Genomic DNA, 13,068 nt, shown 5'->3' with positions numbered 1-13,068 from the left:
AAAATGAATATTATGAAATATTTTTTATTAGTCGTATCGTGTATTTTCTTATCTTCTTGTAATTCTAAAGAAGAACCTCAGCAAATAAATACAACCATTTACACTGATTTTGTAAATCCACTAATGGGTACGGATTCCAAATTTGAACTTTCCAACGGAAATACCTACCCTGCCATTGCTACTCCTTGGGGAATGAACTTCTGGACACCACAGACTAACAAAATGGGCGATGGTTGGGCATATCAGTATCAAGCCAATAAAATTCGCGGATTTAAACAAACACATCAGCCCAGCCCTTGGATTAATGATTATGGTGCTTTTGCCCTAATGCCTATCACTGGTGAACTTAAAATTGAAGAAAATGAACGTGCTTCGTGGTTTTCGCATAAAGCGGAAGAGGTAAAACCACACTATTACAAAGTTTACTTGGCAGATTATGACACTACGGTTGAAATTACGCCAACAGAAAGAGCTGCTCAATTCCGTTTTACATTTCCAAAGGCTGAAAAATCATATATCTTGCTCGATGCGTATTTTAAAGGTTCGATGGTAAAAATTCTGCCTAATGAACGAAAGATTGTCGGATATGCTCGAAACCATAACGGAGGTGTTCCGGAGAATTTCCACAACTATTTTGTACTTGAATTTGATAAAGATTTTCAGGTTTACAATACGTGGGGTGATGGTTGGAAACTTTCGGACACTACCGAAAATCAGGGAGAACACGTAGGTGCAGTGATTGGTTTTGCTACCAAACGTGGCGAACAAGTGAATGTAAAAGTTGCTTCCTCTTTTATAAGTAGCCAGCAAGCAATGCTTAATCTGAAAAATGAAATTGGCTCAGATACTTTTGAACAGACAAAGGAAAAAGCCTTCAATCGCTGGGAAAAAGAACTTTCACGCATTGAAATTCAAGATAGTAATATTGATAATATCCGTACATTTTATTCCTGTCTGTATCGTGTGCTTTTGTTCCCTCGTACGTTTTATGAATTTGATGCCAAAGGCGAGATTGTACACTATAGCCCCTATAACGGAAAAGTCGAAAAGGGTTATATGTTCACTGACAATGGTTTTTGGGATACATTCCGTGCTGTATTTCCTTTCTTTAATTTGATGTATCCTGAAATGAATCAGAAATTTATGAAAGGATTGATAAACACATATCAGCAATCGGGCTGGCTGCCTGAATGGGCAAGTCCTGGGCATCGTGATTGTATGATAGGCTCTAATTCGGCTCCTATCATTGCTGATGCATATCTGAAAGGAAATATTAATGAAGAAGATGCTAAAATTCTGCTCGAAGCGATGCTCAAAAATGCAACTCAAAATGAGGGCAGACCTGTAAAATCAGTAGGCAGAGAGGGTGTAGATTATTACAATAGATTGGGATATGTGCCTTACAATGTTGGGATTAATGAAAACGTAGCTCGTACATTAGAATATGCCTATGCCGATTATGCAATTTATAAAATGGCAGAAAAAATGAATCGTAAATACATTGTTGATTCATACAAAAAGAAAGCTCAAAACTATCGCAATGTTTTCGATAAAGAAACCGGTTGGATGCGAGGACGTAATGAAGATGGCACGTTTCAGTCGCCTTTCAATCCGCTAAAATGGGGTGATGCCTTTACCGAAGGAAATAGTTTGCATTACACTTGGTCGGTTTTTCACGATGTTGAAGGACTTATCGAACTTATGGGAGGAACTAACAAGTTTGAACAGAAACTTGATGAGGTTTTTGAGATGCCTCCTTTGTTTGATGATTCATATTACGGATTTACAATACACGAAATTCGTGAAATGCAAATTATGGATATGGGTAATTACGCACACGGAAATCAGCCTATTCAGCATATGATTTATCTATACAATTATATAAACAAACCTGAAAAAGCAAAAGAAAAACTCCACAAAGTAATGACAAAGCTCTACGCCCCTACCCCCGATGGTTATTGCGGTGATGAGGATAACGGACAGACTTCGGCTTGGTATGTGTTTAGTGCGTTAGGCTTTTATCCTGTAAGCCCCGTAGATGATTACTATGTTTTAGGAAGTCCTCTTTTTGATAAAGCTACATTACAACTTCCTGATAACAAAAAATTTGTCATCACCAAAGGTAAAAACCATCTCGAAGACACTCAAAAAAATACAAAAGATGTTCCAGAGAATGAAAAAGGTACTTCAGTATATCTTAATAACAAAAAAATAGATGGCTTTAAACTTCCGTTTGATGGTTTTAAAGATAACGGAAACTTGGAGTTTGATAAATAGTGTTTTTAGTATGGCAATGATAATCAGTATATTCGTCGGGCTACTTTTCATCGGAATTGGTTACTTTGTACAAAGCGACCCCACAATACTGGCTGGTTATAACAGAATGTCAGAAGAACAGAGAAGTAATCTGGACATCAAAAAAATAGCAAAACACATCAAAAAAGCATTTGTTACAATGGGAATCTTATTAATTATGGGATTCCCTATAATGTTTTTTTTAGATTTGGAAGAATATGTTAGTATATGGATACTTTTAGTTATGTTCATCGGAATTGTTTATACACTGAAAAGCTCAGAAAAATTCCTACATAACACAAAAAGAAATCACACAATAGTTTATATTATTCTGATTATTACCTTTTTATTTTGTTTAATGATGGTTTTTTCAGGAATGTCTTCTATGGAAATCATAAAAGAAGGAGATACTATCAGAATTACAGATACATCGGAAAAGGGAATATTTTTTTCGGAGATTCAGGAAATAAAATTGGTATCAGAATTGCCTAAAATAGCTATTCGGAGAGGAGGTTTCGAATTAGGAGGAGTAAAGAAAGGTAAATTCGAAACAAAAGACAAGGAAGAAGTCTTTTTATACCTACAATCAAAGAATTCTCCTTACATTATGCTTATCAGGAAGAATGGAGAAAAAATATTCTACAATGACAAAAATCCTGAAAAAACTCAGCAAACATATCAACAGATAATGGAATAAACTATAATTTTTATCTGCAACCATCTTAAAGCGAAAAAGAATGGAACGGAGCGTATTTTTTGTACTTCAACTTTAAACTTTCAACTTTTTCTCTATCTTTGCAAAAAAACTGCAATAAGGTAAATGTCAGAAAAAACAATCACTCCATATAAAAATTCCACTGAAGGGAAGAAACAACAAGTAGCACAAATGTTTGATTCCATATCAGGCACTTACGACGGGCTTAACCGCGTAATTTCATTGGGTTCGGACATCAAATGGCGGAAATTTGTTGTTAAAAAAGTATCTGAAATTGCTCCAAACAAGGTTCTTGATGTGGCAACAGGCACGGGTGATTTGGCAATTGCTCTTAGTGAGATTGATGGCTTGAAAATTGTGGGTCTTGACATTTCCGAAGGAATGCTTTCAGTAGGACGAGAAAAAATTCAGAAGAAAAATCTCTCTGAACGCATTGAATTGGTATCTGGTGATAGTGAAAATTTACCTTTTACTGATGATTATTTTGATGTGGTAACTGTAGCATTTGGTGTACGGAATTTTGAAAATTTAGAAAAAGGACTTTCTGAAATTTACCGAGTTATTCGCCCTGGTGGTAGGTTGGTTGTTTTGGAAACTTCTGTACCTGAAAAGTTTCCATTTCGTCAGGGATACTTTGCTTACACTAAATTTATTATGCCTTTGATTGGTAAAATATTTTCTAAAGATCGTTCCGCATATACTTATTTATCAAAATCGGCTTCGGCATTTCCTTATGGAAAAAAATTTAAAGCCATTTTAGATAAAATTGGATATAGCGAAACTAAATACTATCCAAAAACGCTGGGTGGAGTGGCTACTATCTACGTGGGAAATAAACCTAATACACTTTAAGATGAAAAAAATCTGTATATTCTGTTTTTTTGCCCTGATTTTCATTGGAAATTTTTCTGTTTGGGGGCAACGAAGAGGTCCACTTATGAATCTAGAGCATTTTGATGAAAAACCACTGCAATGGGGGTATTATTTTGGTTCAAATACGTTCGATTTCAAGTTCAATTACAATGACTTAAATTATGGAACTCCTACAATACGTGAAATTAGAACTGTTAGAAACTGGGGATTCAATGTAGGACTGTCAGGCTCAATGCGACTGATGAAATACCTTGACCTCAGGCTTGAACCTGGCTTGGTTTATAATAAACGTGACCTCCATTTCCCTGGTATGAATGAGAAAAGAGATTATCTAAGGGAGGTAAAATCTACTTATATTTATATTCCTTTGTTGGTAAAATTCAGTTCAGAACGTTGGCATAATGTTAAACCTTATCTTACTGCGGGAGCTTCAATGGCTATCAACTTAAGTAGTAATTATAATCTAAATATAGATAATTACGAACGTATTTTTCGTACTCAGCGAAGTGTTTTCTTCTATGAAATGGGAATAGGAATTGATCTTTACACACCTTTTTTCCGTCTCTCACCTTCCATAAGAGGTTTATTTTCAATAAATAACGAACTTATACCAGATGGTAATGCTTCAAGCCCTTGGACTGGAAATTTAGGAAAAATAAAATCACGTGGATTTTTAATTAATCTCACTTTTGAATAGCCCTACAACGATAAAAATAACAATCTATGAAAAAAATTATCACTTTTGTGTTACTATTAAGCGCCTATGTAGGTTTCTCGCAAAATTATAAATATCCGATGGCAAGTCCAAGACAGGTGATTTCTCAACAATTTTCTGTTACAAAAATATCTGTTGATTATGGACGACCAAGTGTACGTGGACGCAAAATCTTTGGTGAGTTAGTTCCGTATGGAAAAATTTGGCGTGTGGGAGCTAATGAAGCTACAAACATTACCTTTGAGCAGAGTGTTCTTTTTGGTGGTAAGCCCACAAAATTAGGCAGATATGCTATTTTCATCACTCCCGAAGAACGCGAATGGACTGTAGCATTAAACTACGATGCTGATGCTTGGGGTGCTTATAGTTATGACCCTAATGAAAATGCTATTGAAATTAAAATTCCTGTACAAGTTCAGAAAGAATTACAAGAATCGTTGGAAATTTCTTTCGAAAATATCAGTGAAGGAAAGATTAGTTTAGTTATCCGATGGGAATATTTGAAAGCTGAAATTCCCATTGAGGTCGACAATAAAGAAGATATTAACAAAATTATTGAACATCTAAAAGAAATCAAACAAGTAGAAAGGGATATGGGTGTTTAGAATAATATGAAACCTGTCTAAACTTTAAAATAGTAAAAGTCCCAAAAATTTTTAGCATTTTTGTTTTATATAACAAAATGAAAATCAGTGAACTTTGAGTAAAGATATGATAAAAAATGGATTATTTCCTATTTGAATATCGGAAAAAGAGGATTTAAAACAAAATTTGATTTATCATCAATTTTTCTTCTGATAATCAAACGATTAAAAATAGGTTACCAGTGGAGGAGTTTCCAATAGGAGTGTATTTTAAAGACTAAAAAATAAGCTGATGCAAGTTTTGATAGTCGAGATTTGAGAAGTTTTTTACAGAAAGAAGAGATAATCCCTAATATCAAACAAAATCCCAGAAATGAACAAAATGGAAATATTTATTTTGACGAAGAATTATATAAANACGAATGTAAATCCATATTCTGAAACGATTTTTGCACGACTTAATGCCAATGGTTTCTGTGATGATTGGGCTGCCATCAATCTTGTTGTATATCCGTATATCCAAGCTACTGATAGAGTGGTAAATCCGATTTGTGAATTTGATAATAGTGGAAATCGAGTTACGATAAACCTTCAACAGGAAGCCAGTGCAATGCTGTTGACGCAACATTCTGCCCAAAGTTCGATTACTATTACATTCCACGATTCGCAGGTTGATGCTGAAAACGGAACTTTGCCAATTTCCAGCAATCTTGCTAATTATGATTTTGCTGTAGGTCAGAAAGTGGTTTGGGTTCGTTTTACGAATGCTGAAGGCTGTTCGGAAGTTCGTTCGCTTACGCTTGAAAAAGTGGCAAATCCTGTGGTAACTGATGTGAATTTAACTCTTTGTGATGATGACGCAGATGGAGTGTATCCTTTGGATTTGAATACGTTAGATAATCAAATTACCACTTCTGTTGGGGTAACAGTTACATATTATTTGAGTGAAAGCGACGCTCGAAAAGGCACAAATTTGATTAACAAAACTGAAGTTTATAATGTTCCTCCACATCGTTTAAGTCGTTTGTATGCCCGAACTGAAAATGTGAATGGTTGTATCAGTATTGCTAAAATTTCACTTTCAACGATTCCTTCTCTGAAAGCAAATATTTCTGTTTTAGAGAATTGTGAGAATAATGTTGGACGTAGTTTGGCTGCGGTTTCATTTGAAAATAGGTTGAATTTCGCAAATGTCCGTTATGCAGTCAATAGTACAGATATTGCTCAAAGTGTGACTTTTGATAAATTTGAAGATAAAATTGGTTACATCGAAACGAGTCGTTTGCCAGAAAATACAGCAATTTCATTAACCATTTTTTATGAAACTTGCAAGTACACATTTCCTCAGACATTCAATATAACTCACTTACAGCCACTTTCTGTGGTTGAGGTTCCTCAACAAGACATTGCAATGGTCGCAGTAGAGGTCAGCGGAGGTCGTACGCCTTATCAGTATATTTTTAATGGAAAAGCCAATGAAACGTCAGGTTATGTGATTAAATATTCCGACCCAGGCTATGTTGATGCACAAGGCAGAACGGTTAAGCAGATTAATGTAGTGGTGCGTGATGCTTTGGGCTGTGAGGTTATTTTGGATATTGAAAAAGTGTTTGTTGATTTTAATGTTCCGAATTTCTTTACACCTGATAATGATGGTAATAACGACCGATGGAGTCCTAAAAATACAAAATCCTATCCACGAATGATTACACAGATATTTGACAGACACGGACGACTTATCAAAATATTGCGTGAAGGCGAGTCGTGGGACGGAACCTATAATGGAACTTCGCTTCCTTCAGGAGATTATTGGTACACGATTGAAACCAATGAGCCTCGTGATGGACGTAAATTTGTCGGAAATTTCACATTGATGCGATAGTTATCTTTGTGTCATAACACTATAATTTTATGTTTTATGAGAATTAAAAATAAATTAATAAAATTAATTTTTTCAGAGATAGAAAGCCAAGCGGAGGTTTTAGCGAAAGAAGAAATAGATCTCCTTAAAGGTGGATGAGAAGGCTTTTATCATAACCTATACATAGTAGATGATTTTTTTACTGATCAACTACAGACTTTTTATAGGAGGTTATGTCGAAGTTAGGGGGTATGCAAATGTACTGGAACCTGTTACTATTGTTAGATCAAATAAAAAATCCTGGGTATTCAATGGGAAGTAATAATAACCAAATCTATGGTGAAAAAGTAGTATGTTAGAGAAAGGGGAAGGAACTAGGAATTCTTCCTGGGATATTGTTGTAAAAACAACAGGTGCCTTTAATTTTGGGAATACCATAAAAAAGAGATGTTAGATTACCTAAAAAAACAAGGCGAGTTAGTTCCTGGAGTAGTTAAATATTTAAAATAGCTAAGGGGGGACTTGGTTTTGCAGGTGCTGTAGTAGAAATGGGTGATTCAGTTGAAAATATAATTAATAGTTATTCTTCAGGAGGAATTTTAAACTTTGAGTATAAAGAAATTTTCGATACATTGGCTTCTGGAATTTCTTGTATGGGAATGTTTACACATTATGGGGCAGTTATAGGGGTCAGCTACAACTGTATATTATTTGGTTAAAGTCGTTGTTAATGAACTTAAAGAAGACTAGTTGTTGTGCTAAAATATTATTATACACTTTGGGTAGATGCTGTTATTTATGTTAGGAAGAGGGAAAAAGATGATCAAATGACTTTTTTGCCAATAGTTTATATGACCAGTGTCTTGTTCTTTAATATCGGTACAATATTATTTTTATTGTTGTTATTTGAAATTAAAATTGAATTAAGAAAAGGCTTATATCAAGTATTCCCTATAGTGGGGATTCATAATAAAAAAATGATGATGACAGTAATATTTTTTGCTATTTGTTTGTTTTTTTATTTTACAATATTTAGAGAGAAAAAAATAGAAAGGTTAATAGAAAAATACCCTTACAAACAAGGGAAGATGTTTAGAGCTTATGTTATAACAAGTGTACTTTTCTTTTTTTTATCGTTATTTTTGCTGTATCTTAAAGGGTAATAAAAATTATGCTAAAATATTATTATACACTTTGGGTAGACGCTGTTCTTTTTATAAGAAAAAAGAAAAAAAGCAAAGATATATTCTATCCATTAGTCATAATGGTTCCCCCTTTAGTATTTAATGTGCTATGTTTAAGTTTTCTACTAGACTTTTTGGGAATCAAAGTGAATATTTTAAATGTTGGAAATTATTTTCTATCTCTTTTAGGGATATATAATAATTTTTTAGGAACTTGTATCGGATGTATTGTTATCCTATATCCAAATTATTTACTTATTTTTAAGGGAAACAAAATAGAATTTTTAATAGAAAAGTATCCCAATTATAATGGAAAGTTATTTATTTTGTACTGGTTAGTAAGTACATTTGTCCCGCTGTTAATTATTAATTATCTTGTATTTACAAGGTGAATTTTATCTAATTGATACGATGATTATAAAAGTTGGGATATCTCTTTTGAAACCTGTAAAATAGATATTTTTTAATATAGTTTTTATGAAGAATAGATGCTATATGGTATGTAAGAAGAAAATTGAAGGAAGATAAAGTAATTTTTTTTCTTTGGTTTGCTTAGGAAGGATTCTTAATTTGTGACAAATTTGCTTGTCAATAAACCTGTCTAAACTTTAAAATAGTAAAAGTCTCAAAAATTTTTAGCATTTTTGTTTTATATAACAAAATGAAAATCAGTGAACCTTGAGTAAAGATATGATAAAAAATGGATTATTTCCTATTTGAATATTGGAAAAAGAGTATTTAAAACAAAATTTGATTTATTTTTAATTTTTCTTCTGATAATCAAACGATTAAAAATAGGTTACCAGTGGAGGAGTTTCCAANAGGAGTGTATTTTAAAGACTAAAAAATAAGCTGATGCAAGTTTTGATAGTCGAGATTTGAGAAGTTTTTTACAGAAAGAAGAGATAATCCCTAATATCAAACAAAATCCCAGAAATGAACAAAATGGAAATATTTATTTTGACGAAGAATTATATAAAAATTGGTTTAAAATAGAGGGGAGTTTGCGTTGCTTGATAGTTTTAAAGGATTGATTGTGAGATATAAAACCCTAACATAACTTGGATAGCTATGTTGTATTTAGGATTTATACTAACATTTATTCGAAAAGTTTAAACAAGTTCATGATATAAAAAGGCTCAGTTTTCTAAACTTGAGCCTTTTTTATATATGTTTCAAACGTAAAATCATACTGATGTTTTTCATCTTTTGGAACATAACGCGATTTTTCTAATTTCCATTCATCTTTGGAAATTTCTGGAAAGAAAGCGTCTGCATCGTTGAATGTGGCGTGTACTCGTGTTAATTCAATTTTGTCTGCGATAGCCAACGCCAAATGATAAATTTCTCCGCCTCCTATAACATACGGATTTTCATCTATTTGTTTTGCTTCTTGTATTGCTTCAGCAAGTGAATTTACCACAATGCAACCCTCTGCTACATAATTTGCCTGTCGTGTAATTACAATATGAATTCTGTCAGGTAATAATTTTGGAAAAGTTTCAAATGTTTTTCGCCCCATTATGATACAATGTCCTGTGGTCAAACGTTTAAATCTTTTGAAATCCTCAGGAAGATGCCAAAGTAATTCTCCGTTTTTTCCCAGAGCATTATTTTCGGAGGCAGCAGCAATTAGTGTAATCATTGATTTAGAAAATCCTTTTGTTGATTAGCTATATTTGTTTGCTCTTTCAATAACTCTTGTTGAGCTTTTTCTCTTTCTTTTTGAAGTTCATTTTCGACACTAACTTCCATCTTGAGAATTTTTTTCTGTTGCAATTCAACCAAACGTTGACGCTCTTTCCTTTCCCATTCCTTTCCCATAAAACGCTCTATAACAAAGACATTTATAACGTGCAATAGAAAAAGAAATGTCCAAACAAGAATTCCCCAAATATACCAGTTATAAGTAGTTTCCGTATAGAGTAACTTGTTGATTACTACCATAAAAATACATCCCAAAACAAATACCCAGAGATGTAAAAACAAACGTTTTTTCTGTTTTATTCTTCTTTGTGCATTTTCAAATAACTCGTACTGAGCTGGTTCCATTGTTTTTCTATTTTCTTCCATTATATTTCGGTTTAATATTAATAATGTCAAAAGTACAATTTTTATTGTTACTCCCAAAAATATTTTAATCTACTTCTTCAAATTCTTTCAAAACATTGTAAACTAAATGAGTAGGAAGACCAATTACATTATTATAAGACCCTTCTATTGCTGTAACTCCCACATAACCAATCCATTCCTGAATACCATATGCCCCAGCCTTGTCATAAGGCTTGTATTCCGTTAAATAAAAATCAATTTCATTATCTGTAAATTGCTTAAAAGTAACTTTTGTTACGCAATTAACCAACTTTTGTTTTGTTGATGTTGTAAAACAAACTGAAGTGATTACCTCGTGTTGTTTCCCCGACAAGGATTTAAGCATTTCAAAACCTTCATTGTAGTCTTTTGGTTTTCCAAGAGCTTTTCCCTCGTGCCATACAATAGTATCAGATGTAATCAGCATATCATTATTTTTTAGTGTCCCGTGAAAAGGTTTAGCCTTTTTCGCAGACAGGTAATCCGTTATTTCTTCTTTTCGCAAATTTTCTGGATAAGTTTCATCAATGGGTTTTAAAATTACCTTATAATTTAAGTGTAATTCTTTGAAAAATTGTTGTCTGCGAGGCGATGCTGATGCCAAAATGATATTGATTTTTTTCATAGTTTAGTAGCTAAACAATATTTATCAGTAACTCTACTCTGGATATGCTATCCGAATGTGATAAATATTTGTCAATTTATCTTTAAAAACCTTTTTTATTTTTTCAATTTCTTTGAGCGTAATATCTGCGTTCATAAACTGATTATCATCTAATTGCTTTTTAATAATTTTCTCTACAAACTCATCAAGCATTTCATATGTAGGATTTTTCAGGCTTTTGGTTGCTGCTTCCACCGAGTCTGCCATCATCAAAATCGCAGTTTCTTTGGAAAAAGGTTTAGGACCAGGATAGCGAAAATCAAATTCCTGACAATCAGAATTTTGTTCAAACTCCTTTCTGTAAAAATAATATGCTAAACTGGTTCCGTGATGCGTACGAATGAAATCAATAATCCGTTGAGGTAATTTATTTTTACGTGCAAGTTCAATACCATCAGTAACGTGTCCTATTATAATTTTAGCACTTTGCGTAGGAGTCAAGGAATCGTGAGGATTAGTTGTTGTTTTTTGATTTTCAATAAAATATACAGGATTCAGCATTTTGCCTATATCGTGATATAAAGCTCCCACCCTAACTAGCAAAGCATTTGCTCCAATTTCTGATGCTGCTACTTCTGCCAAATTAGCTACTTGCATCGAATGCTGAAATGTTCCAGGAGCTTTTTCGGAAAGTTCACGTAAAAGCTTGGAGTTCGTATCGCTCAACTCAAGAAGTGAAACATCGGAAACTAATCCAAAAGTCTTCTCATAAATGTATGTAAAAGGCTGAGAGAAAAGCATTCCCACACCATTAAGAAAAAAAAGTGTGAATAATGAAATGTTTAATCCAGAAATTGTGCCTTCGGTTATCGCGTGAAATGCTGTGTAAATCACAAAATAAGCTCCCGTAATTAATGCCGCTGAAACAAAACTATTCAATCTGTAATGTAAATCTCTGGGAGCAATAATAATAGCTAACACCGCAACTACCTGAATAAAAACAAATTGAAAACTATTCGGAACGATAAATCCTATTATTAAAATCGTGGCTATGAAAACAAAAATTACCGTTCTTAAATCAAAAAACGACTTAAGAATCAGAGCCATCATACCGACAGGTACAATATAAATATACTGAGGAAAAGTTTGCGTAATAATTCCTACAAAAGCAATTATTGTAAGCATATTAATCAGAATAACAGCTATTTTTACATTATTCTTATAAATCTCTTTCTCATAAATTTTCAAGTACAATCCTATAACCAGAAGTACTATACTTACCAAAACATAATACCCCGTTAATGACCACACATAATTTTGATGATTCCACGTTTCTTCTTCATATTCAGATTGTAAAGACAACAAGGTGTTAAATCTTTCTCCTTCAACCATTTCTCCTCTAGCGATGATAAGTTGCCCTTTTTTCACCCAACCTCGTGTGTATACAATTTCTTTCAGGCTTTCTTCAAGTGTCTTTTTTGTAAAATTTTGTTCAATGGTTATATCAGGCTGTAAAATCTCGAAAAACAAATCGTAGTAATTCTTTTTGTATTTATTGTATGGAGCATCGGAAAAATATTTTGCAATTTCTGAATTTAATTCATTTAATTTCAGAATATTATTAAGCGAAACTTCATAAAATTCGTTACCATTTCGGATAAGATTTATTTCACCCTCTCCAGTATTTTCCACTGAAAGAATTACGCCTTCTTGATAAATTTTCTTCAAAAATTCTTCTCCTTTTGCTAACAATTCTTGTTTTTTCTGTTCCGAAACACCGCTAAAATGAGTATTTTTTTTGTTATTAAAATTAGAGATAACAGACTGATAAACAGAAGAATCTTTCTGGTAATAAACGATTGAATTTTCTTTTATTTCTTCCTTTTCTGCTTCGATTTGTTCGGCAGTTTTTTTCAATGGAAAATCAAATGGAGCATAAAGCGTTTCGTGCTGCCATAACTTCCCTTTTTGGAACTCATACTTAAATTTTGCCTTTTTAGGAAACACCTGAACGATAAGGATTAAAGCCACTAAAAAGGCTATCAACTTGAAAATCATTGATTCCCTCAGGTACAAAGTATAACGAAATTTTTTCATTGTCAAAATCAATTGGAAAAGTAAAAAAACTTTAATTTACAAATGTACG

12 protein-coding genes are annotated in these 13,068 nt (G+C 33.0%); 8 read left to right on the top strand and 4 right to left on the bottom strand.

Translation table 11 applies throughout. The features are described 5' to 3' along the window. The first annotated feature begins 12 nt into the window (after positions 1-12). The 8 genes from YW9_RS0112030 (at position 13) to YW9_RS0111985 (ending at position 8,206) form a co-directional block, all read left to right on the top strand. Positions 13-2,277: a GH92 family glycosyl hydrolase gene (locus YW9_RS0112030; RefSeq protein ID WP_394356364.1), complete on the top strand. Its 2,265-nt coding sequence runs from the start codon at positions 13-15 to the stop codon at positions 2,275-2,277. Next, positions 2,216-2,992 (top strand): DUF3784 domain-containing protein, encoded by a 777-nt coding sequence (locus YW9_RS13205; RefSeq protein ID WP_081615913.1) that lies wholly within the window; start codon positions 2,216-2,218, stop codon positions 2,990-2,992. Before YW9_RS0112030 ends, YW9_RS13205 begins: the two co-directional genes overlap by 62 nt. 123 nt (positions 2,993-3,115) lie before the next feature. Then, a complete protein-coding gene (gene ubiE, locus YW9_RS0112020; protein ID WP_018280420.1) occupies positions 3,116-3,862 on the top strand; it encodes a bifunctional demethylmenaquinone methyltransferase/2-methoxy-6-polyprenyl-1,4-benzoquinol methylase UbiE in 747 nt (248 codons plus the stop codon). A 1-nt stretch (position 3,863) separates the two neighbouring features. After that, entirely contained in the window at positions 3,864-4,580 is a 717-nt protein-coding gene (gene porT, locus YW9_RS0112015; protein WP_026194023.1) for a type IX secretion/gliding motility protein PorT/SprT, read from the top strand. Between the two features lie 26 nt (positions 4,581-4,606). Then, entirely contained in the window at positions 4,607-5,203 is a 597-nt protein-coding gene (locus YW9_RS0112010; RefSeq protein ID WP_018280418.1) for a DUF2911 domain-containing protein, read from the top strand. A gap of 352 nt (positions 5,204-5,555) precedes the next feature. Next, entirely contained in the window at positions 5,556-7,064 is a 1,509-nt protein-coding gene (locus tag YW9_RS12930; protein WP_018280417.1) for a T9SS type B sorting domain-containing protein, read from the top strand. Between the two features lie 527 nt (positions 7,065-7,591). Beyond that, positions 7,592-7,762 carry a hypothetical protein gene (locus YW9_RS13530; protein WP_018280414.1) on the top strand — a complete coding sequence of 57 codons (171 nt, stop codon included), beginning with the start codon at positions 7,592-7,594 and terminating at the stop codon, positions 7,760-7,762. A 36-nt stretch (positions 7,763-7,798) separates the two neighbouring features. Further along, positions 7,799-8,206, top strand: a complete 408-nt coding sequence (locus YW9_RS0111985; RefSeq protein ID WP_155848782.1) for a hypothetical protein — start codon at positions 7,799-7,801, stop codon at positions 8,204-8,206. Between the two features lie 1,168 nt (positions 8,207-9,374). Here the strand turns inward: YW9_RS0111985 and YW9_RS0111970 are convergent. The 4 genes from YW9_RS0111970 to YW9_RS0111955 form a co-directional block, all read right to left on the bottom strand. Further along, a complete protein-coding gene (locus YW9_RS0111970; protein ID WP_018280410.1) occupies positions 9,375-9,872 on the bottom strand; it encodes a dihydrofolate reductase in 498 nt (165 codons plus the stop codon). Continuing rightward, entirely contained in the window at positions 9,869-10,300 is a 432-nt protein-coding gene (locus tag YW9_RS0111965) for a 2TM domain-containing protein (RefSeq protein WP_018280409.1), read from the bottom strand. Before YW9_RS0111965 ends, YW9_RS0111970 begins: the two co-directional genes overlap by 4 nt. A 64-nt stretch (positions 10,301-10,364) precedes the next feature. Then, positions 10,365-10,943, bottom strand: coding sequence for a Maf-like protein (locus YW9_RS0111960; protein ID WP_018280408.1), 579 nt, complete (start codon positions 10,941-10,943; stop codon positions 10,365-10,367). A gap of 33 nt (positions 10,944-10,976) precedes the next feature. Next, complete coding sequence (locus YW9_RS0111955; RefSeq protein WP_018280407.1) at positions 10,977-13,019, bottom strand: HD family phosphohydrolase; 2,043 nt, start codon at positions 13,017-13,019, stop codon at positions 10,977-10,979. Positions 13,020-13,068 lie beyond the last annotated feature (49 nt).

This window comes from Capnocytophaga cynodegmi DSM 19736 (assembly GCF_000379185.1).
Lineage (GTDB): Bacteria > Bacteroidota > Bacteroidia > Flavobacteriales > Flavobacteriaceae > Capnocytophaga > Capnocytophaga cynodegmi.
Note: the sequence above shows the minus strand (reverse complement) of the source record. Positions and strands in the feature narration are given on the sequence as shown.

Coding starts and splice junctions, on each gene's coding strand:
- YW9_RS0111965 (WP_018280409.1), bottom strand. CDS start 10,300: ATGGAAGAAAATAGAAAAACAATGGAACCAGCTCAGTACGAGTTATTT.
- YW9_RS0111970 (WP_018280410.1), bottom strand. CDS start 9,872: ATGATTACACTAATTGCTGCTGCCTCCGAAAATAATGCTCTGGGAAAA.
- YW9_RS0111960 (WP_018280408.1), bottom strand. CDS start 10,943: ATGAAAAAAATCAATATCATTTTGGCATCAGCATCGCCTCGCAGACAA.
- YW9_RS0112030 (WP_394356364.1), top strand. CDS start 13: ATGAAATATTTTTTATTAGTCGTATCGTGTATTTTCTTATCTTCTTGT.
- YW9_RS0111955 (WP_018280407.1), bottom strand. CDS start 13,019: ATGAAAAAATTTCGTTATACTTTGTACCTGAGGGAATCAATGATTTTC.
- porT (WP_026194023.1), top strand. CDS start 3,864: ATGAAAAAAATCTGTATATTCTGTTTTTTTGCCCTGATTTTCATTGGA.
- ubiE (WP_018280420.1), top strand. CDS start 3,116: ATGTCAGAAAAAACAATCACTCCATATAAAAATTCCACTGAAGGGAAG.
- YW9_RS13205 (WP_081615913.1), top strand. CDS start 2,216: ATGGCTTTAAACTTCCGTTTGATGGTTTTAAAGATAACGGAAACTTGG.
- YW9_RS0112010 (WP_018280418.1), top strand. CDS start 4,607: ATGAAAAAAATTATCACTTTTGTGTTACTATTAAGCGCCTATGTAGGT.
- YW9_RS13530 (WP_018280414.1), top strand. CDS start 7,592: ATGGGTGATTCAGTTGAAAATATAATTAATAGTTATTCTTCAGGAGGA.